General features: G+C 54.3%; 21 protein-coding genes. 6 read left to right on the top strand and 15 right to left on the bottom strand.

Features of this window, described 5'->3' with window-relative positions:
- Nucleotides 1-27 precede the first annotated feature (27 nt).
- The 11 genes from tolB to KO497_RS01240 all read right to left on the bottom strand — a co-directional run bounded on the left by tolB (nt 28) and on the right by KO497_RS01240 (nt 8,909).
- Nucleotides 28-1,296: a Tol-Pal system beta propeller repeat protein TolB gene (gene tolB, locus KO497_RS01190; protein ID WP_252729460.1), complete on the bottom strand. Its 1,269-nt coding sequence runs from the start codon at nt 1,294-1,296 to the stop codon at nt 28-30.
- Between the two features lie 80 nt (nt 1,297-1,376).
- Nucleotides 1,377-2,591: an energy transducer TonB gene (locus KO497_RS01195; RefSeq protein WP_215942145.1), complete on the bottom strand. Its 1,215-nt coding sequence runs from the start codon at nt 2,589-2,591 to the stop codon at nt 1,377-1,379.
- Entirely contained in the window at nt 2,560-3,045 is a 486-nt protein-coding gene (tolR, locus tag KO497_RS01200; protein ID WP_215942146.1) for a protein TolR, read from the bottom strand. Before tolR ends, KO497_RS01195 begins: the two co-directional genes overlap by 32 nt.
- A gap of 3 nt (nt 3,046-3,048) precedes the next feature.
- Entirely contained in the window at nt 3,049-3,744 is a 696-nt protein-coding gene (gene tolQ / locus KO497_RS01205) for a protein TolQ (protein ID WP_215942147.1), read from the bottom strand.
- Nucleotides 3,745-3,893: 149 nt separating this feature from the next.
- Nucleotides 3,894-4,283: a tol-pal system-associated acyl-CoA thioesterase gene (gene ybgC, locus KO497_RS01210; protein ID WP_215942148.1), complete on the bottom strand. Its 390-nt coding sequence runs from the start codon at nt 4,281-4,283 to the stop codon at nt 3,894-3,896.
- A gap of 81 nt (nt 4,284-4,364) precedes the next feature.
- Nucleotides 4,365-5,003, bottom strand: a complete 639-nt coding sequence (locus KO497_RS01215; protein WP_215942149.1) for a hypothetical protein — start codon at nt 5,001-5,003, stop codon at nt 4,365-4,367.
- A 69-nt stretch (nt 5,004-5,072) separates the two neighbouring features.
- On the bottom strand, nt 5,073-6,116 hold the full coding sequence (ruvB, locus tag KO497_RS01220) for a Holliday junction branch migration DNA helicase RuvB (RefSeq protein ID WP_215942150.1): 1,044 nt from the start codon (nt 6,114-6,116) through the stop codon (nt 5,073-5,075).
- Between the two features lie 3 nt (nt 6,117-6,119).
- Entirely contained in the window at nt 6,120-6,806 is a 687-nt protein-coding gene (ruvA, locus tag KO497_RS01225; protein WP_215942151.1) for a Holliday junction branch migration protein RuvA, read from the bottom strand.
- Nucleotides 6,803-7,372 carry a crossover junction endodeoxyribonuclease RuvC gene (ruvC, locus tag KO497_RS01230; protein WP_215942152.1) on the bottom strand — a complete coding sequence of 190 codons (570 nt, stop codon included), beginning with the start codon at nt 7,370-7,372 and terminating at the stop codon, nt 6,803-6,805. Before ruvC ends, ruvA begins: the two co-directional genes overlap by 4 nt.
- 213 nt (nt 7,373-7,585) lie before the next feature.
- On the bottom strand, nt 7,586-7,933 hold the full coding sequence (locus KO497_RS01235) for a hypothetical protein (RefSeq protein WP_215942153.1): 348 nt from the start codon (nt 7,931-7,933) through the stop codon (nt 7,586-7,588).
- 91 nt (nt 7,934-8,024) lie between these two features.
- Complete coding sequence (locus KO497_RS01240) at nt 8,025-8,909, bottom strand: 50S ribosomal protein L11 methyltransferase (protein ID WP_215942154.1); 885 nt, start codon at nt 8,907-8,909, stop codon at nt 8,025-8,027.
- Between the two features lie 369 nt (nt 8,910-9,278).
- Here KO497_RS01240 and KO497_RS01245 point away from each other — a divergent pair, with 369 nt between their 5' ends.
- Complete coding sequence (locus KO497_RS01245; RefSeq protein WP_215942155.1) at nt 9,279-9,692, top strand: hypothetical protein; 414 nt, start codon at nt 9,279-9,281, stop codon at nt 9,690-9,692.
- 42 nt (nt 9,693-9,734) lie between these two features.
- Here KO497_RS01245 and msrA read toward each other — a convergent pair whose 3' ends face one another.
- From msrA to KO497_RS01260, 3 genes are all read right to left on the bottom strand, one after another.
- Entirely contained in the window at nt 9,735-10,391 is a 657-nt protein-coding gene (gene msrA / locus KO497_RS01250; protein ID WP_215942156.1) for a peptide-methionine (S)-S-oxide reductase MsrA, read from the bottom strand.
- A 72-nt stretch (nt 10,392-10,463) separates the two neighbouring features.
- Nucleotides 10,464-11,711 carry an MFS transporter gene (locus KO497_RS01255; protein ID WP_215942157.1) on the bottom strand — a complete coding sequence of 416 codons (1,248 nt, stop codon included), beginning with the start codon at nt 11,709-11,711 and terminating at the stop codon, nt 10,464-10,466.
- 289 nt (nt 11,712-12,000) lie between these two features.
- On the bottom strand, nt 12,001-14,196 hold the full coding sequence (locus tag KO497_RS01260) for a primosomal protein N' (protein ID WP_215942158.1): 2,196 nt from the start codon (nt 14,194-14,196) through the stop codon (nt 12,001-12,003).
- A gap of 125 nt (nt 14,197-14,321) precedes the next feature.
- On the opposite strand from KO497_RS01260, the gene fsa reads away from it, so the two are divergent.
- The 5 genes from fsa (at nt 14,322) to KO497_RS01285 (ending at nt 18,346) form a co-directional block, all read left to right on the top strand.
- Nucleotides 14,322-14,975, top strand: a complete 654-nt coding sequence (gene fsa, locus KO497_RS01265; RefSeq protein ID WP_215942159.1) for a fructose-6-phosphate aldolase — start codon at nt 14,322-14,324, stop codon at nt 14,973-14,975.
- Nucleotides 14,976-15,196: 221 nt separating this feature from the next.
- Nucleotides 15,197-15,934, top strand: a complete 738-nt coding sequence (locus tag KO497_RS01270) for a DUF484 family protein (protein ID WP_215942160.1) — start codon at nt 15,197-15,199, stop codon at nt 15,932-15,934.
- Nucleotides 15,931-16,875: a tyrosine recombinase XerC gene (locus tag KO497_RS01275; protein WP_215942161.1), complete on the top strand. Its 945-nt coding sequence runs from the start codon at nt 15,931-15,933 to the stop codon at nt 16,873-16,875. Before KO497_RS01270 ends, KO497_RS01275 begins: the two co-directional genes overlap by 4 nt.
- A 172-nt stretch (nt 16,876-17,047) precedes the next feature.
- Nucleotides 17,048-17,455 (top strand): hypothetical protein, encoded by a 408-nt coding sequence (locus KO497_RS01280; protein ID WP_215942162.1) that lies wholly within the window; start codon nt 17,048-17,050, stop codon nt 17,453-17,455.
- 192 nt (nt 17,456-17,647) lie between these two features.
- Nucleotides 17,648-18,346, top strand: a complete 699-nt coding sequence (locus tag KO497_RS01285) for a CDP-alcohol phosphatidyltransferase family protein (RefSeq protein WP_215942163.1) — start codon at nt 17,648-17,650, stop codon at nt 18,344-18,346.
- 104 nt (nt 18,347-18,450) lie between these two features.
- Here the strand turns inward: KO497_RS01285 and ileS are convergent, their stop codons facing one another.
- On the bottom strand, nt 18,451-21,441 hold the full coding sequence (gene ileS, locus KO497_RS01290; protein ID WP_215942164.1) for an isoleucine--tRNA ligase: 2,991 nt from the start codon (nt 21,439-21,441) through the stop codon (nt 18,451-18,453).
- Between the last annotated feature and the right edge of the window lie 197 nt (nt 21,442-21,638).

A 21,638-nucleotide genomic window follows, 5' to 3' on the forward strand; every position in this document is an offset into this window, starting at 1 on the left:
AACCCTTTGGGGAGTGGGGCAGGTTCACTATTTTAACAGGGGCGACCACGCCGGATCAGAAGCGCCAGAATTGGTCGGAACGCGGCGCAGATTGCGTCCTGAAATGTCCACGGAATACAATGCGGATTCCCCTGTGGCTCCTTGAGTTTCACGGGTGAACATGATCACGCGCCCATTGGGTGCCCATGTTGGCCCCTCGTCCAAAAAGGACGCGGTCAACAGACGCTCTTCGGACCCATCCGTGCGCATCACGCCGATATGGAAACGCCCATTGGCTTGCTTTGTAAAGGCGACCAAATCCCCGCGCGGCGACCACACAGGCGTGCCATAACGCCCTTGGCCAAAGGAAATGCGCTTCGCATCGCCGCCAGCTGCATCCATGATGTAAATCTGCTGCGTACCAGAGCGGTCACTTTCAAAGACGATCTTTGATCCATCTGGTGAAAACGACGGCGCAGTTTCAATCGCAGGCGTATTGGTCAAACGCGCCACCTGACCAGATGCGATGTCCATGCGGTACAAATCGGTGTTGGACCCCGTGGACACAGAATAGACCACAGAGCGCCCATCAGGTGAAAAGCGTGGCGCAAACGACATGCTTTCAGTCGGCACAGGTAACCTGCGACGGGTCACGGTGCCCACATCCAACATCATAATTTGCGGAAAGCCACTTTCATAAGATGTGTACAAAACGCGGTCGCCTGTGGGCGAAAAGCGTGGCGCCAAAACGATGGCAGAGGCATCAGTGAGATATTGCACATTCGCGCCATCGTAATCCATCACAGCCAAGCGTTTTTGACGGGCTTGCTTTGATCCGGCCTCAGACACGAACACCACGCGACTGTCGAAATATGCGCCCTCGCCGGTGATCCGACTGTAAACCACATCGGCCACTTTATGCGCGATGCGACGCCAACTGTTGGTGGATCCTCCCAGCTGCATTCCAGACCCCAGTTGCCCGTCATTGAACACATCAAACACACGGAATTTGACCGACAAATTTCCGCCCGCATCCACGGACACAGCCCCTGTGACCAACCCTTGCACGTTGATCGCTTTCCAATCGGCATATTGCACGGGACTCTCGAATGAGGTGATCTTGGAAATATAAGCGCTGTCAGGCACTTCGCGGAACAGGCCCGTCCCCACAAGATCGGCGGCGATCACATCTGAAATTTGTTTTGCAAATTCCGCAGCTTGTGCCGTTTCCACAATAAAATCAGGCACGGCCACAGGCAAGGGTTCGATCACACCTTGGGTGATTTCGATTTTAAGCGGGCCTTGATCTTGGGCCATCAATGGCGTGGCAGCCCCGAACACACAGGCTGCGGTGAAAGCCGTTGCGGCCAGGCGACGGACATAGGCTGAAAGTTGGATCATTTGAACCTCATTTGTTCAGGGTCGAAGCTAAGTTCGATATCGCGCCACTCGTTGTATTTTTCGGCAGGCAGTTGAAAGCCGCTTCTGCCACAGATGATAATAGCGCGGCGCGCAGTTTGAAAGGCTTGCTCGGCAGAGGCACTCGAGCCCCCAGACGATCCAAGCAGTTTGATCGAGCCAACAATGGGCGTGCCATCTTGGTTCATCGACACGCCCACAGTCACTTTCGTGCGCTGCGCTTCTGTCGACATGGACCCAGTGTTCCAACATTGCTGAACCGCCACACGCAGCGCGTCTTTTTCGCCCGCGCTCATCGGTGGACCTGTTGGGCGACGGGGCGCGGCAGGTGTCTCAGATGTGGCCTCTGCCACCAAAGCCGAGGCGGCATCTGCGGCGGCATTGGCTGCCGCATCACTGTTGGCTTGTGCTGCGGCTTGGGTATTGGTCTGAGCTGTCGCTTGTGCTGCGGCTTCGGCCTTTTTCGCAGCCGCTTGAGCCACAACAGCTTGCGGACGCGCTTTGGGGCGTGGTGATGTGGACAGGCCCGATGGCTTTTCCGCCTCGGTCACAATTTCTGTCACAGCCTCTTGTGGGGCAGCTGCGGGTTGATCGGGCACGGGTTCAGCCGTCGCTGTGGCCTCGGGGGACACCTCAGGGATCACTTGATCAGCGATGTCTGGCGTGCGCTCGGGGTTGACCACGGCCTCGGGCGCGATGCGTGGCACAGGGCGCGGCGTTGGGCGTTGATTTGGAATATCAGGCAAACCAGCACCAGGGTCCTCGGTCGAGATTTCTGGCTCCACTGTAGGACTGGGCGGTGTCGGATCAACTGCCGCAGGTGGTGTGATCGGTTCCACGGGTGCGGGCGCGGGTGTGGATATGCTTGGCTCTGCTGGTGCAACAGGTTCAGGCGTGGCCGGTGCGGCCTGTTCAGGATTTGACAGGGCAGCCGTATCTACAGCTGGCGCTGTGATTTCAGGCGCCTCAACGGGCACCTCAGGGGCTGTCTCGACACGGCTGAGCGCCGCAAAATCGGATTCCGAGATTAAAGACACTTCTTGCGTTTGCACAGGTTCGCTGTCACGCGCGTTGAGAAAAAATCCTCCCAGCAAGACATAAGCAATGAACCCGAAATGAGCCCCCGCCGAGATATATTGACCTGTGTTCACGCCTGCGCCCTCAGTTGCCTGTGCTTGCAGAAGTGCCGTCAAGACGTGGTCCGCCCTGTTCGGTCACAAGGCCGATATTGCGAAACCCGCCTGCATTGAGCGCGCCCATGACTTGAACGACTTGCTCATAGGGAATGGACCCGTCCGCGCGCAAAAACACTTTGTCGTCAGTGCGCTCAGCTGCGATGGCTTGCAATTTGGTCACCAATTCATCTTGGTTTTCTTCGTTGTTCATCAACAAGACGCGCCCATCCGCGGTCAGCGTGATCGACAATGGGTCTTCAGATTCTTGCGGCAAGGCGGTGGCGGCTGTTTCTGGCAACTCGACAGGCACGCCCACGGTCATCATCGGAGCGGCGACCATAAAGATGATCAACAACACCAACATAACATCGACGAAAGGCGTGACGTTGATCTCGCTCATCGCCGCAGATTGCCCGCGACGACGACTGCCGCGCCCGCCGCCACTTTTGCGTTTGACTACTCCAGCGCCCATGGCTCAAGCGTCCAATTCGCGCGACAGGATGGTCGAGAACTCGTCCGCAAAGGCTTCGTACCCGCCTAATATTTTGTCGCTATCCGCAGACAATTTATTATAGAAAATAACCGCAGGGATCGCAGCCAAAAGACCCAATGCAGTGGCCAAAAGTGCTTCGGCGATACCAGGTGCCACAACCGCCAGATTGGTCGATTGCGCCAAAGCGATGTCTTCGAACGCTGTTTTAATGCCCCACACAGTCCCGAACAAGCCGATGAAAGGACCGGTTGAACCGACTGTGGCCAGAATGGACAACTGGCTGTTCATGCTTTCCGCTTCTTTGGAAATTGCCACATCCATAGACCGATCAATACGCGAGGCAGCGCCAGCAATCAGCCCCCCGTCTGAGCGGTGCGAGCGACGCCATTCGGTCATGCCCGAGACGAACACCCGTTCAGGCGCATTGGCAGGCGCGCCCCCGATTTTATCGAACAGCTCATCAAGCGGTTCGCCGGACCAAAAGGCTTGGTCAAACACGGCGGCCGAAGACCGCGCTTTGCGGTAAAAAATGTGCTTTTGAATGATGATCGACCACGACCAAAAGGACGCGCCGATCAGCATCAGCATCACAAGTTTAACTGTAAATGTCGCTTTCATAAAAAGCGCCAGCAAGGAGAAATCGATCTCCTGCGCCATTGCGAGGGTAGTTTGTTCCATGACCTGCTCTTTTCGCCTGTGCCGCTGTTTGCGCGGCTTGTTGTTAACTCATGATTTACCCTATCGGCAGGGTTCACGCCAACACTTACATGTGAGTTCAGCGTGACATACGGGGAAAAACGGTCAAAACCATGCAGGTTTTGGCCAGTTCAGTGCAAATTTCGGCGAATATTTGCCGGCAAGCGCGTTGGCTGACCTGTTTCAGACAAAGCCACAAGCGTCACTTGCGACACAAACAGGATCGCATCGGCCCGTTTGACCGTTTGATTAAGTACGATCCGCACGCCTGTGATGGCCTCAACCTCGGTCTCGACGGTCAAATCTTCGTCGAATTTTGCGGGCAAAAGGTAATCTGCCTCGACACGGCGCACGGCAAACACGATGCCATCATCGGCCTTCAGCGCGACCTGATCGACGCCCGCCTCACGCACCCATTCAGTGCGCGCGCGTTCGATGAATTTGAAATAATTGGCATAGTAAACGATGCCCGCAAGATCGGTGTCTTCATAGTAGACATGCACGGGAAATTTATGGATCACGTCGAGCCCCTCAAGCCGTTTTCATCAGGCTAAGGCTTGCGTATGACATGTGCAAGACGGGGTCATGTCGCCAGCCTTGCCCTATCCAGCAATCAGCCGCGCATAAAGACGCAAGGCATGCGACGCATCGCGCGCAGCACTTGGCAGGACCGGATCATAAGAGGCGCGCAGCACATTGGCCACATCTGGGCGTATGACTGTGCCCGCCTCGGTCAGCGCCAGCGGACTGTCTTGGGTGAAGGTGGTGTCAGACCACAACAAAAGCGCTTGGGTGGCCTGAGACAGCGCAATCACATCGGCAGGCACCTCGTCCATTGCCCCGCCCATGCGCACGAAAGTGAAACAGGCTTTGATCGCGCCCTCATCGTCAAAGCGAAAGGCACGGTACTGATGCGCATTGCGGTCGATCAACATCTGAACGCGCATTTCTAGATCAGGGATCATGTCGCCCATATTAGGCACGTCCAACAGTTCTTTCCAATCCGAGAAAAAGAACATCATCAGGTTTGATCCAAGTTCAGGATCGGTCTCGGCCATTTCGGCACCCGCAATGGCCACAGCCGCTTCGATGCTGCCTTTGATCACCGACAATGAATCGTCGGCCACGCCAAAAACAACAGGCGCAATAGGCCGCCCCCAACGGGCAAACACATAATCACCACTGGCGCGGGTGAAATAGGCTTCAACGGCTTCGGGGGTGAATTCTGAAGTGTCTGACATGGGGTCTCCTTTGCGCTCACCGTAGATGCGCAATTCCGACGCAAATCGCAAGGGGCAGTTGTGTACCGCCTATTTACCGAACATCTGGATCTGCTCCGGCTTTTGCGGCGGTTGCATCCCAAGGTGATGCCATGATTTTTGCGTCAACATCCGGCCACGCGGGGTGCGCTGGATCAGACCTTGTTGAAGTAGGTAAGGCTCGATCACATCCTCGATCGCATCACGGCTTTCCGACAAAGCGGCCGCTAAGGTTTCGACACCAACAGGCCCCCCTTGATAGTTTTGCGCGATAAGCAACAGATACCGCCTGTCCGCCCCATCAAGCCCCAAGTGATCCACACCCAAACGCGTCAAGGCATTGTCAGCAATGGCATGAGTGATGCGCCCGTCGCCTTCGACCACAGCGAAATCCAGCACACGACGCAGCAACCGCCCCGCAATGCGCGGCGTGCCCCTTGCGCGTTTAGCGATTTCATGCGCGCCATCATCGTCAGCAGGCACCCCAAGCATCCGCGCGCCACGGGTGACGATCTCGTGCAACTCATCCGTAGTGTAAAATTGCAAGCGCGTGGGAATGCCGAAACGATCCCGCAAGGGCGTGCTGAGCAATCCCATGCGGGTTGTGGCACCGACCAGCGTAAAGGGCTGCAACTCAATACGCACGGTCCGCGCCGCAGGCCCCTCGCCGATCACCAGATCCAGCTCGAAGTCTTCCATCGCGGGATATAGAATTTCCTCGACCACGGGATTCATCCGGTGAATTTCGTCGATGAACAGCACATCGCGGGCTTCGAGATTTGTGAGGATCGCCGCCAAATCACCAGCACGAGCCAAAACAGGCCCAGAGGTCATCTTGAAATTCACGCCCAACTCGCGGGCCATGATTTGCGCCAACGTGGTTTTACCCAAACCGGGAGGGCCGTAAAACAGCACGTGATCCATGGTTTCTTCGCGTTTGCGCGCGGATTCGATAAAAATGCGCAGGTTGGCGCGGGCTTCTTGTTGGCCGATAAATTCGTCCAACGTTTGCGGCCGCAAAGCACGATCGGCGTCTTGCGGTTGGCGCTCAGGGCGCAGCGTTTCGTCTGGCTCAATAGGATCAAAGGCGTCCATCTATCAATCCTTCGGCGCAAGCAATTTGAGGGCGGCACGAATAAGCGTCGATGTGGTGGCCTCGGGCGTGTCCACGGCGGCTTGTGCCACGGCACTGGCAGCATCTGAGGGACTATACCCTAAATTTTGCAAGGCTGACAGGGCCTCAGCCTCGGCGGCGACATTTGGCTTGGCAGCGGGTGTTTTGGCTGCAGATTTGCGGGCGGGCTGAGGCTGCGAGGCCTCGATCACCTCTGCTGCATCAGAGGCATCCAGCGTTTCGGGCAGAGCGCCACCCATGGCCATGACTTTGGGCGCTTTGTCTTTTAGCTCCATAATCACGCGCTGTGCGGTTTTAGGGCCGACGCCGGGGGCAGCTTTGATCGCGTTCCAATCGCCCAGCGCGATGGCGCGCCCTGTGGCCTCGGGTCCAAGCGTGCCTAAAATGGCCATAGCCGCTTTCGCGCCGATGCCTTGGACAGAAACCAGCAAGCGATACCATTCTTTTTCGAACAGCGATGTAAAGCCAAACAGCTGCATGATGTCTTCACGCACCAGCATATCTGTATAGAGTGCCACAGGTTCGCCCTGTCGCGGCATGGACATGCGAGTGCGTTCCGACACGAAAACGATATAACCAACGCCGCGCACATCAATCATCGCGTGATCCGTGCCGATGTAATCAACGATGCCTGTGAGTTTGCCAATCATGCGCGTGCTTTCTTGATGGTGGATGTTCTGTAGCTTGATGTTTTAACTACGGGGCGTTTGACGGCGGCCTTTTGGATCGCGTCACTCAAGCGTGCCCCAGATTGTGCGTGATGCGAATGACAAATCGCGATGGCCAAAGCATCAACGGAATCTGCGCCGACCAGTCTCGCCCCCGGCAACTGTAGCTTGATCATATGTTCGACCTGTTGCTTGGCAGCATGCCCCACGCCGACAACGGCTTTTTTCACCGCATTGGGAGCGTATTCACCAATCGGCAGGCCAAATTGGGCAGGCACTAAAAGCGCCACAGCGCGGGCTTGGCCCAGTTTCAATGTGGCGACGGCGTCTTTGTTGACGAATGTCTGCTCGACCGCGGCGCAATCAGGTTGATGCGTATGGACGACGTCTGCCAGTTGGTCAAACAGCGACAACAGTCGGATCGCTAGATCATCACTGGCCAATGAATGGCACACGCCATTTGCCACATGCGTGATGCGCGAGCCTGCGACGTCGATGACCCCCCAGCCCATATTGCGCAACCCTGGGTCTATCCCGAGTACTCGCATGTTCACCCCTGCTCTTGTTACCTGCATTCTTATGCTTTTGCTTACGACTAGCACGAAACAAGAACATTGCAAACACCAATGGATAGATCTGACAGGACACGCAGCGTATTAAACGGCAAAAAACCCGCGCCGGAGGGACGCGGGTCTTTTCATGGAAAGGGTCAAGAACGGCTGGGGGAAACTCGCCAGAACGGACCCAAGAGAAATCTGTGATTAAGGCAGAAGCAGTTTAACCTGCATCGCCATCCATTGTGTCGCGGGATCGGCTGTCATCACCCAAGCACCAGCGCGCTCAAATATCGTACCATCATTCAATGCCGCGATACGATCCGCATAGGTCGCGGCACCAAGGGCCAGCATGACACCAACTTTGAACATAAACAGGCCCGCGATTGCGAAGAACAAACCCCGCAATGGGAAACGAAGACCTGTGCGACGTGGACGTGCAATGATCAGCCCGTCTTGGTTAACTGAATAGACTGCACCCTTAGCGATCGAACGGCGTTTAGCGTCGATCCGTGTCAGTCTTTTTTCCAATTGCTGTGAACCTGAATAGGCCATGGCAACACCCTTAATACCGGCCCCCACCGACAATGACTTTATTGCGGCCAAATGTGGCAAGAATGGGGCAAAAAAGGCAAAAACCAGAAATTTAAGGTGAGTTTGAGGCAATCTTTTTAAGCGTTAGCGTCGACCAGTCAACAATCTCTTCGTGATGAATAAGATTGAACCCATTTCGGGTATAAACTTCAATAACCTCAGCGGCTTGCGGATTAAGAATTCCCGACAGAATCACCGCGCCACCCTCTTTGGTATGGGCTGCGACATCAGGGGCCAGCGCCACCAGCGGACCTTTGAGGATATTCGCAAAGACCAGATCAAACGGGGCTTTGGCCGCGAGCATTTCATGGTTAAAGCCAGCGGCTTCCAAACAGATCACTTGATCGCCCAAACCATTGGCATCGACATTGCTTTGCGCCACGGCCACGGCCACCTCATCGATATCAGACGCATAGGCTGGCGTGTCGTTCACTTTTGCAGCCGCCATCGCCAACACGGCAGTGCCGCAGCCGATATCGGCCACATTGGCGTAAGTGCCGCCCGCAGTGAGCAAACGATCAAAAGCGCGCAGACAGCCCAATGTGGTGCCGTGGTGTCCCGTGCCAAAGGCCATTGCCGCCTCGATCAGCAGGCCGATTTTATCGCTCGGCAATTTGTCTGCATCATGTGACCCGTAGACAAAGAAGCGCCCCGCCTCGACAGGGGCCAAATCGCGGCGGACTTTGGCGACCCAATCTGTATCGGGCAGCTCGGAAATAACGAAATCTTTGGCACCGTTCGAGGCGGCCACCAAGGCAAGCCCAACGACATCGGGCGCTTCGGTGAAATAGGCCCCCACTTCCCACAGGCCCGAACCGTCTTCGATTTCAAACACACCAACGCCGATAGGCTCTGGGATCAGGGTTTCAAGGACTTCTGAAATGGCCTCGGCTGGCAGGCGTCCGTTGGTTGTGGTGAAGGCTGTGAACGTGGGCATTGCGGCTCTCCTGTTGGAATTATCACCGCTTAAACAGTTTTGACGGCATTAGGTCTATGGTTTTTCGCACGAAGCGCCGTTGCTGCGCGAAAGACCGTCGCCAAACGGCACCGACAGACTCACCGGTATGCAGCCTGCGCGAAGGTGCTGCCGACCAATGTGAAATGGTTCCATTTTCGCACCCTTATTGAGCATCAAAGACAAATTTGTCACATCGCGATCAATAACAGGATCATTCGCTTAACCTAGGGTAAAAAGCAGAGCTTTTAGTTGCACTCCAATATAGTCATTTATATTGATTTTTAGTGAAGTGCGTATTTGTTCTCGGCTGTTATTCCTTGGTCAATATTTCAAAATAGGCGCATATCAATGTACTATGATACAGTTCCAAAATCACGTCAGTATATTTCAACGTTGAATGTGATTTTCCCCTTCGCCATTGGATTTTATCTGTGGCAAGTCTTCTTGGGAACAGGTTTAGTCCTCGTGGAAATGTCGACCGGTCAAAACGCGTCTTTTGGCTTTGATATCTTTGCAAGAACCCTAATTTGGGGCAGCCCGCTCTACGCATTTTGTATTTGCGCGATTTTTTTGTGGGGTATTTGGTTCGCATCAACCACGTTGAATTTTAGCCGCAATCGGCGGATAAAGCATCTCAAACTTGGGATTGCAACGTTTATAGCTGGCTTTTTGCTGTCGCTGTTTGGTCTTTTGGCAGGCCTGTCAGACAAGCCACCTTTGAACCTCGTGTACCAACCTATGATCCACGCACTCGATAGCTAGGCGCCAGCCTTCGACGGCGCCTAGGGTGCAAACTCATTTGGATTATTTCGGTGTCGCGCCCAAACCAATCGGACAACTCACTCCAGTGCCGCCAATCCCGCAATAGCCTTCGGGGTTTTTGGCCAAATATTGCTGGTGATAGTCCTCGGCATAATAAAACGTGGGCGCGGGCAAAATCTCTGTGGTGATCGCGCCATGCCCTGTTTTGATCAGTGCAGGTGCATATGCCGCCAGACTGTCTTGAGCCGCCGCCATCTGCGCGGCATTGCTGGTGTAGATACCAGAACGATACTGCGTGCCGCGATCATTGCCTTGACGCATGCCTTGAGTGGGGTCGTGATTTTCCCAGAAGGTTTTCAGCAGAGCCTCGAAACTCAAGCGGCTGGGATCGAACACGACCCGCACCACTTCGTTGTGGCCTGTCTGTCCAGAGCACACTTCTTTATAGGTCGGGTTCGGCGTGATCCCTGCTGCGTATCCAACGGCCGTGTTTACCACACCGTCAAGGGACCAAAAAATCCGCTCGACACCCCAAAAACACCCCATGCCAAAGATCACCACTTGATGGCCTTCTTTGATGTCGGCCTTCAAAGGCGTGCCAAAAATGAAATGATCCTGCGCTGTTGCGATGGCCGTATCGCGTCCGGGCAAGGCCGTGTCAGGGGTTACAGGCGTGGCTTTGGAAAAGAGCGAAAGCATATGGCGGTCCTCATGTGGTGTCACAGATATATAGGGCGCGAGGGGCCGAGCACCAAGAGCGGTCCGAAAAGGTCACGCAGTTGTGCTCTCGCCTTTACGCTTTGTGAGACGCGCCGATAGCAGGGTTTCGTTTCCTTTGCGCGGATGACGTGGGATCAACAGACCCAAGCCAAAGGACACCCCCGCCAATGAGGCGGCCAAGATGAACACAGCCGAAGGCGATACGATCCACAAATATCCTAAAGCGGCAGGCAAAAACACCGCCGCGATATGGTTGATGGTAAAGGCCACGGCGGCTGTTGGCGCGATGTCTTGCGGGTCTGCGATCTTTTGAAAATAGGTTTTCAAAGCAAAGGCCAAGCCAAACAACATATGATCGACCACGTATAAGACAGAAGCGACGACAACACCCCAACCCAGCCAGTACAACCCGCCGTAAGCCAAGAACACCAAGATCAATCCAGCGTATTCCAACAGCAAGACAAAGCGTTCGCCGCGCGCGCCCACAAGTCGCCCCATCAATGGGGCTACCACCATATTGATCACGAAATTGATCATGAACAGCGATGTCACTTGGTGCACATCAAAGCCGAACTTTTCCACCATCATAAAGGCCGCGAAGACCACAAAAATCTGACGGCGCGCGCCCGCCATGAACTGCAACGCGTAATACAACCAGTACCTGCGACGCAGCACAAATGTCTTCAACTGAGGTGTTGGTGATTCGAATTGCGGGAAAGCCAGTAGCGCATAAATCGCGATCGCAGCGGTCACCCCGCCCCCCACCATATAGACGAGCCCATAAGACAGATCAAAAGTCTTCCACGTTAAAACCAAAGTGCCATAGGCCAATAGCGAGGCCGCAGATCCAGCGGCCATCAGCCAACCGATCACTTGCGGTGCACGCGCTTTGTCGATCCATTGCAATTGCAGTGATTGGTTTACCGTCTCGTAGTAATGAAAGCCGATGGAAGACAGCATGGTCAGCGTCAAGATGCCACCAAAAGACGGAAAATAAGCCGTCAAGGCTGTAGCAACGCCGAGCATCAACAAGGCAACCAACCCCAATATCTGCTCACGGACAAGCATCATCAGCGCGATCACTCCCACCGCCAAAAAGCCCGGAATCTCGCGCACGGAATGCAACCACCCGATCTCAACGCCGGTAAAGTCTGCCACATCAATAACGAAATTATTGAGCAGAGCACTCCATGTGTTGAAGGCAATTGGCATGGCAAAGGCCATCAAAAACAGCAAAAAAACGGGACGACGCCAAAGCGGAAAATTCGCAGCCTCGGAAATGGGAATGATTTTTTTCATGCCTGTCGTTTAGGCGTTTGTCTGCCGACTGAAAAGACAAAATTTTCAATGCGCCCCTCGTAAAAAATCCGTATCAATGACAGATATGGATTTGAATGTGGATATGCTAAACCCTCGTCGATCGCACCACAATGGCACGGATCACGCACAGACACTGAGAATTGCAGATTGATATTTCGTGCAGGCGTAATCTTGACCCACGGCTATCGATCACTGGTTTTAAAATCCACGGGCCCCCTACGGTCCGCCGCATCGGATTTAATTTTCGCAGTCACAGCACCGTTTAACCTTACCAAAAGCTCTGTGGATCGATATCGATCTGAAGCTTGACGTTTTTGGGCAATCGCACAGCTGCGGCCCAGCGGCTAAGCGCGCCTTGCAGCGGAGCAGCCTTTTCGGCTTTCACCAGCAACCGCACGCGGTGTTTGCCGCGCACGCGGGCAATTGGCGCGGGTGCAGGGCCGAACACCATCGCGCCAACCTTTTGCAAGGGCGCGATATTGCGCGCCATGTCACTGGCCGCCCGCGACACATCCCCCAGATCAGGCCCCGACAAAATGATCCCCGCCATACGGCCGTAAGGGGGCACGCCCGCCATTTTGCGCTCTTCCGCTTCGGCCTTCCAAAAGCCTTCCTCGTCTCCGGCCAAAATCGCACGGATCACGGGGTGTTCGGGTTGATAGGTCTGCATCAAAGCTGTGCCGCGTTTCTCGGCCCGCCCTGCCCGTCCCGCCACTTGGCGCATCAATTGGAATGTGCGTTCCGCGGCGCGCAAATCAGACCCTTGCAGGCCAAGGTCGGCATCGATCACGCCCACAAGCGTCAGATTGGGAAAATTGTGCCCTTTGGCGACCAACTGCGTGCCGATCACGATATCCGTGTCGCCATTTGCAATCAGTTGGATTTGGTCTTTTAACGCCCGCGCAGAGCCGAACAGATCACTGGAAAGCACAGCCACTTTGGCATCGGGGAATTTTTCGATCACCTCTTCGGCCAAACGTTCCACCCCAGGTCCAACAGGGGCCAAACGCCCCTCGACCTTGCACGATGGACAGGCGGTTGGCATTTCTTTCGTCTCACCACATTGGTGGCACATCAAGCGTTTCAAAAAACGGTGTTCCACCATGCGCGCATCGCAATGATCGCAGGCAATCTGATGCCCGCAAGCCCGACAAATGGTGACGGGGGCATAGCCGCGTCTGTTGATGAACAACAAAGACTGCTCGCCTTTTTCCACCCGTTTGTTCACTTCCGCAACCAGTTGGTCAGAAATGAACCGCGTGGCCGCAAGCGTTTCCACCCGCATGTCCAGTGCGCGCATTTCAGGCATCACTGCGGGGCCAAACCGGCTTTCCAGATCAAGGCGTTTGTATTTGCCGGATTCGACATTGGCCCAAGTCTCAAGGCTGGGCGTGGCCGAAGCCAACACGACAGTCGCCGAACACAAAGACGCGCGCAGCACCGACATGTCGCGGGCGTTATACAACACGCCCTCTTCTTGTTTGTAGGATGTGTCATGTTCTTCATCGACCACAATCAAGCCCAGATTTTGGTAAGGTAAAAACAGCGCAGAGCGCGCCCCGATCACCATCTGTGCCCCACCAGAGCCGACCATTTTCCACACGCGGCGCCGTTCTGTCATGGTCACGCCTGAATGCCACTCGGCGGGCTTTGCTCCAAAGCGTTCTTCGACGCGGTCCAAAAATTCAGACGTCAAAGCGATCTCGGGCAATAACACCAAAGCCTGACGGCCTTTGGCCAAACATTCGGCAACGGCTTCCAAATAGACTTCGGTTTTGCCCGATCCAGTGACACCTTTGAGCAAGGTGGTGGAATAGGTCTCTGAGGCCACAGCATGACGTAACGCGGCTGAAGCGGCGGCCTGATCCTCGCTCAAGGTTTTGCCGCTGGCATGGGGATCAAGGCGGGGGAATTCCAAATCGCGCGGACTGTCTTGTTCCAAAACGGCACCAGAAGGCACCATGCCTTTGATCACAGATGTGCCAACGCCCACATGTTCAGCCAGTTCTTTCAGAGTAAACGACAGATTCGGCGTATCCTTCAACGTCGCAATCACCCGTCTGCGCGCCTCTGTCTCGCGCGGCATTTCCCCTGTGCCAAGCCGATAGACTTTGCGCATCGACGGCGGATCGACCAAGCCCGGTGCACGGGTGGCCAAGCGCAGCATCGCAGGCATCGGCGTCAATGTATAAGCGCCAACGCGTGTCAAAAACACCATCATGTCGGAGCTCATCGGGGCCACATCCAAGATGTTCGAAATGGATCGCGCCTTGCTCAGATCAAATCCGCCGCGCCCCGTGCCCCAAACGCAGCCCAAAACCTTGCGCGGCCCAAGCGGCACCTGCACAAAATCGCCCAAACGGCAGCCGCCTTCGGGGGATTTATAATCCAACGGACGGTCAAGTGGCTCGGTTGTCAACACTGCGACCAGCGCGCCTTGGGGGAAAAAATCACTCTGCGTCATGGTCTTATTTCATAAGAGGTTTGCCTGCCCCATACCAGTGCCGCTTTTACAGATAAGACCCTTTCTCAAACGCCTCGTTTGCGCTATCAAGACGCGAAAACTTTAGGTGTACAGAGGACTCCGCTATGAAATTTTTCGTTGATACAGCCGATGTAGATGCAATCCGTGAGCTGAACGACCTTGGCTTTTGCGATGGCGTGACCACAAACCCGTCTTTGATCGCAAAATCTGGCCGTGACATTTTGGAAGTGACCAAAGAAATTTGTGATTTGGTTGATGGTCCCGTATCTGCCGAAGTTGTGGCGCTTGATTCTGCCACGATGATCGAAGAAGGTCGCAAATTGGCCAAGATCGCCGACAACGTTGTGATCAAATTGCCTTTGACTTTGGACGGTTTGAAAGCCTGTAAAGTGCTCTCATCCGAAGGTCACAAAATCAACGTCACCTTGTGTTTCTCTGCCAACCAAGCGCTCTTGGCCGCGAAATCCGGCGCGACTTACATTTCGCCTTTCATCGGCCGTTTGGATGACATCAACATCGATGGTCTGGACCTGATCGAAGACATCCGCACTATCTACGACAACTATGGTTACGAGACTGAAATCCTGGCCGCAAGCATTCGCACCGTGAACCACATTTCTGATTGTGCGAAAATCGGCGCGGATGTGATCACAGCCCCACCAGCAGTCATCAAAGCCATGGCAAACCATGTTTTGACCGACAAAGGCTTGGACGGTTTTGTGAAAGACATCAAAGCTGCTGGCATTAAAATTCTCTAATCAAAACATCCTGTCTTTACGGGCTGTGAATTGATTCGACGCCTCGCGACCTCATGGCCCGCGGGGCGTTTTCTATTATGGGGGATGTGGCTTTGCGGACTCAAATGATGACAGATGCACCAAACAAAAGTGGCATTTCCCTTGCACCACAGGGTGCATAGCGTCACATTGCATGACAAGAGACTGGAAAAAATCCAGCTTAAGTTTGAGGCAGTACCCCTATGAGCACCCAAATTCCCACGGCCCCCCATTCCAAAACGATGGCGCCATTGGCCGAAGAATTGCGTGAAAAAATCATCTCTGAACCAGATATGATTTTAGATGATCTTGACGTCATGCGCGCGCTGATCGCGGCCAACGAAAAGGGCAACGGCGGCAATATCGTAGATTTGCGCGGCATCGCCATGGACCGTCTTGAGGATCGTTTGGATCGTTTGGAAGACACCCATCGCGGCGTCATCGCTGCCGCCTATGAAAATCTGGCTGGCACCAATCAAATTCACCGCGCGATTTTGCGCATGATGGACCCTCTCGATTTTGAAACATTTCTGCGTGATTTAGGCGGCGAGGTTGCTGATATTTTACGTGTCGATGCCGTCAAACTTTTGTTGGAAACCAAGATCGAAGACGAAGATCCCGTGGTGCGCAAACTGGGCGATGTTTTGGTCACGGCTGAACCAGGCTTCATCAACACCTATCTGACGCTGGGCCGCAATATCCCTGCCCGCGACGTCACCCTGCGCCAAGTCGCGCCAGACACAGACGTTATATATGGGGACGAGACAGGGTTCATTCACTCTGAGGCCTGTTTGAAACTTGATTTCGGTTCAGGCCGCCTGCCCGGCTTGTTGATCTTGGGCGCAGAAGACCCCCATATGTTCAAACCGACTCAAGGCACTGATTTTTTGTCATTTTTCGCCGGCGTGTTTGAGAAAACCATGCGCCGCTGGCTGGCATGACCTCGGCGGCTATAGGTGGATTGACTGATGGCCTGCGTATGGCTGTCGTGGACTGGCTTGATTTACAGCGCGCTTTGAACGGTGTCTCAGAGCACACGATCACCGCTTACCGCAGCGATGTCACCGGATGGCTGTCGTTTTTGATGCAACATCACGGCACAGGCTTTGGCACAGGCAAAATCGCCGATCTCACCATTTCCGATATGCGTTCTTGGATGGCGTTTGAACGCGGGCGCGGCGTTGGCGCGCGATCTTTGGCGCGATCATTGTCTGCCGTGAAAACCTTCACCCGTTGGATTGCAGAACGTGACGGGTTTGATGCCTCGGGTGTTTTGTCCGCGCGCTCGCCTAAGTTTGGCAAAAAACTGCCCCGCCCGCTAACGGCAGATGCGGCGCAAGACATGATTTCAACAGTCGAGTTGCAATCCAGTGAGCCTTGGATCAACACCCGTGATGCGGCGGTTTTGACATTATTATATGGTTGCGGTTTGCGGATTTCAGAGGCGCTTTCCCTGACCGGTAAAGATGTGCCGCTCACTGACACCATCCGCATCGTCGGCAAAGGCAACAAAGAACGGCTGGTGCCTGTTTTGCCAGTCGCACGGCGTGCCGTGGCAGACTATATACGCGAATGCCCCTTTGATTTGGACGATGACACAGCCTTGTTTCGCGGCAAACGCGGCGGCGCCTTAAATCCGCGTTTGATTTCCAAAGTCACCGAGAAAGCACGGATGCAGCTTGGTTTACCCTCGACCGTCACGCCCCACGCAATGCGACATTCCTTTGCCACCCATCTGTTGAATGCCGGTGGCGATTTGCGGGCGATCCAAGAATTGTTGGGTCACGCATCTTTGGCCACAACCCAAGCCTATACCGCCGTCGATACCGCCCGCCTTTTGGAAGTGTACAACGCCGCCCATCCCCGTGCGACGTCTGAATAATTCACAGGGTTACTGGAAGCACTTGGAAACGAGTGGGCGTTGATTTGTGTCAGGCTGATGAGCCTTGCGCGATATGCTGTACATGTCTGACACCTGTTCAAAAACAATTAAAATTGAAATGAATTTGCTGCGGGTCGTTAAAATTTTAAACTAAAGATCAAAAGGATGTTAAATGACTTCGTCCATTTTGGCGGACAAGCGCCTTTTTGCATCCCGCGCGCGCCTGACCAAAGGACCATTTGACATGACACTGTCCATCACCTCCGCCTCTATGGGGATGATGACCAGCCTTCAAAGCCAGTCATCAACATCAGCACAAGCGACTGAAACCGAGCAAAGCCAAACCTCCGGTGCCCCTCCACCTGGTGGCCCACCTCCGGGCGGCACAGGCGGTCCTCCTCCAAGCGGTCCGCCACCCGGCGGCGATAAAGAAACCACAGATGCAGATCTGGCCTCACTGTTTGACAGCTTGATGTCTGAAGAAACGGACGAAGACAGCGACGACGAAACACTGACGCTATCGTCTGAAACTGTCGCAGCATCAGGATACTCAACGGCCTTAAGCCTGCTGCAAACCTAACATCAAACCCTCCGAATCGAGCGACTTTTTTGTTAGAACATCGCTGATCCCGTGCAAAAACACGGGATCAATTCCAATTATAGCTGCGGCTTCAAACCGGTCAGCATGCACTACGCATCCGTCTTTGCTGCCAATTCGGTACCTTACGTAACATCTGCTTGCAACGCAGCGATGCGACAGGCATCAAAGCCTATGCATACACGTCTAATTCTTGCCAATTCGATCCATCTCCTTACCGCATTGGGGGCCGCTTTGGCCTTACTGGCATTGTTCAGTGCCGCCCAAGGTGCTTGGTCCCATATGTTCTTGTGGCTTCTTGCTGCCCTTGTCGTCGATGGAATTGATGGACCTTTGGCACGTAAAGTTGACACCAAGACCCACGCCCCACGCATTGATGGGGCCGTGCTTGATCTGGTCGTCGATTTTCTCACCTATGTCTTCGTCCCCGTCTTTGCCATTGTACACTCAGGCATGATCCCTGAATGGGCTGGCTGGACCTGCGCTCTCACGGTGACCACAGTCTCTGCTCTCTATTTCGCAGACACCCGAATGAAAACCGAAGACGCCAGTTTCGAGGGGTTCCCCGCCTGTTGGAACATGGTCGCGCTGGTGTTCTTTGCGTTAGAGCCGCCCGTTTGGGCCATGATTGTCACAATGTTGTTGTTGACGCCTGCAATGTTTTTGCCGATCCGTTTTGTGCATCCAACCCGCACCACACGGTGGCGCGCTGTCACCCTACCCGCAACAATCACGTGGATTATATTTTCGGTTCTATTGCTTATCGGGGCCTCAGAACCATGGATGAACGCAGGCCTCATCCTGACCAGCCTGTACTTGCTGGGTGCGGGGATTGCACAACAAATCATTCCAGCGCAACGCACAACACAGTAACGCAACGATAACGAGCGCCAAAACCCGATTTTGGTATAATGCACCACTTAAATGCAAAGAGCCCCGTCCAAACAGACGGGGCTCTTTGTTTTACTCTTTGTGCGTTAGCTCAAAGCATCATCACAGCGACCACAGACACCAGCATGGCTATGCGTGCCGACATCTGGCAGAATTTTCCAGCAGCGCTGACATTTCTCACCTGTCGCTTTTTCAAACACAACACCGACTCCCGCCACATCGGTTAAACGGAAGGCCTCGGCGGGTGATGGATCGGTCGTGATCGAAATGCCCGAGGTGATGCACAGATCATCAAAAGATACGGTTTTCAGCGCAGCAACAACACTCGCATCCTCGATGTGAACCACGGGAGCCGCTTCCAATGAGGCCCCGATGACCTTCTCGGTGCGCTGGATTTCCAAAGCAGCGGTCACGACACGGCGCACCTGACGAATGCTGGCCCATTTCGCGGCCAAAGCCTCATCTTTCCAATCACTTGGCGTTTCAACAAAATCCTCAAGGTGGATTGAGCTGTCATCCCCTGGGAAGCGCTCAAGCCAGACTTCTTCCATCGTGAACACCAAGATTGGCGCCAACCATTTGGTGATACGGTGATACAAGATATCCAACACAGTGCGCGCCGCGCGGCGGTTCAATGTATCGCCATCACAGTACAAAGCGTCCTTGCGGATATCAAAGTAGAAGGCCGACAGATCGACAGTGGCAAATGTGAACACAGCCTGCCAAACGCCTGAGAAATCGAAGCTGCGGTAACCTTTTTGGACCGCCTCATCGACCTCTTTCACGCGGTGCAGAACCCAGCGCTCAAGCTCGGGCATATCAGCTGGTTCAACACGGTCCGCCTCAGAGAAATCCGCCAATGAGCCCAACATATAGCGCATGGTATTGCGCAGACGGCGGTAGCTGTCGGCAGTGCCTTTCAGAATTTCAGGCCCGATACGTTGGTCGTTGGTATAGTCAGCCTGCGCCACCCAAAGACGCAAAATATCCGCGCCGTATTGTTTGATGATGGTTTCAGGTACGATGGTATTTCCGATAGATTTGGACATTTTCATGCCCTTTTGATCCAGCGTAAACCCATGCGTCACAACGTTTTTATAGGGTGCACGACCTTTGGTGGCAGAGGCCTGCAGCAAGGATGAGTGGAACCAACCACGGTGTTGATCGGTGCCTTCCATATAGACATCGGCGATGCCATCCTCAGTCCCGTCTTCGCGGTCACGCAAAACGAACGCGTGCGTACAGCCGGAATCAAACCAAACGTCCAACACGTCAAACACTTGGTCATAATCGTCAGGGTTGGCGATGCCGTCCAAGATACGCTCTTTAAACCCATCCGTGTACCAGATATCCGCGCCATGCTCTTCGAACTCGGCCTTGATCCGCGCATTCAATTCGGCGTTGCGCAGCAAGAAATCAGGATCTGTTGGCAGCAGGCCTTTTTTAGTGAAACACGATAAAGGCACACCCCAAGCGCGTTGGCGCGAGAGCACCCAATCGGGGCGGCTTTCAATCATGGAATACAAGCGGTTGCGGCCGGTTTGCGGTGTCCAAGTGACCAATTCATCGATGGAACGCAGCGCGCGTTCGCGGATGCTATCGCCGTATTCGCCCATGCCATCATCGAGTTTTTTATCGACAGAGGCAAACCACTGCGGCGTGTTGCGGAACACGATCGGCGCTTTGGAGCGCCAAGAATGTGGATAGCTGTGCTTGACTTGGCCGCGCGCAATGATGCCGCCAGCCTCAACCAGCTTGGCGATCACAGCAGTGTTTGCTTTACCCTCTTTGCCTTTACGGTCAAAGACTTGCAGACCTGCAAAGAATGGCACATGCGGCAAGAATTCGGATTCTTCACCCACGTTATGGGTCATCCGGTCGATCCAGTTGCGCGCAACGAAACATTCGTAGTCGTCCGCACCGTGGCTTGGCGCGGTGTGCACGAAACCTGTACCGGCGTCTGCCGTTACGTGATCGCCGTCAATCATGGGCACGTCGTAATCCCAGAAACCATCCGCACCTTCAAGGCCTGCAAAAGGATGGGAAAGGGTCATGCCCTCGAGTTCTTGTGGTTCAACATCACGGACGCGTGTAAATTTGGTTACGCGCGACTTCCCCAAGGCGTCCTCGGCCAGCGCATCCGCGAAGATGTATAGATCGCCTGGTTTGGTCCAGCTTTCTTCTTCGGTTTCATCCACACAGTAAAGACCATAGCTGATCGTTGGGTTATAGCAGACCGCTTTGTTGGATGGGATGGTCCAAGGTGTCGTCGTCCAGATGACGACGCGAGCATCGCGGAGTGCATTCAACTCCTCGAATCTTTTACCCAAAGTCACATCGGATTCTTTTCCAATACGCGTAACGCCATCAACTTTAGTCACCTTAAACGGAACCCAAATCGTGTGCGATTTGTGATCGTGGTATTCGATCTCGGCCTCGGCCAGCGCTGTTTTTTCAACAGGCGACCACATCACAGGCTTTGAGCCTTGGTACAATGTTCCGTTCATCAAGAACTTCATGAATTCATCGGCAATCACAGCCTCGGCATGGAAATTCATCGTCAAATAGGGATCATCCCAATTGCCGTTGATGCCGATACGCTTGAATTCTTCACGTTGAATGCCGACCCAGTTCTCTGCAAACTTGCGGCACTCTTGACGGAAATCCACCACAGGCACGTCGTCTTTGTTTTTACCCTTGGCGCGGTATTGTTCTTCGATCTTCCATTCAATCGGCAGGCCGTGACAATCCCAACCGGGCACATAGCGCGCATCATGGCCCATCATTTGGTGCGAGCGCACGATGATGTCTTTGATGGTTTTGTTCAGCGCGTGACCGATGTGCAAATTGCCGTTCGCATAGGGGGGGCCATCATGCAGCACAAAAGGCGTGCGATTGTCGGCTTTGCCCTTGGCCCGCAATTGGTCGTAGACGCCGATTTGCGCCCAACGGTCCAACCAACCGGGTTCACGTTTGGGCAGGCCCGCACGCATCGGAAAGTCGGTTTTTGGCAAGTTCAAAGTGGTTTTGTAGTCAGGTGTATCTTGGGTGTTTTCGGTTGGAGTATCTGCGCACATCGCGAGTCAGTCCTATCAAAGAAGTCAAAGAGAGGGTGAAGGCGGCGCTGGGTCCATACGCCTTTGCCCGGCGGCTCAACCTTGGAGCGCCGGGGTCATAATTCGTATAATAATAAATACCAAATAATCCATGCAGGCCTTATAGGACGCGCCTTCACCGGGGTAAACCCATCTCAAAGCACACTTAAAGCTTTACG

The sequence above is a fragment of the Pacificibacter marinus genome, assembly GCF_018860665.1.
GTDB lineage: Bacteria > Pseudomonadota > Alphaproteobacteria > Rhodobacterales > Rhodobacteraceae > Celeribacter > Celeribacter marinus_A.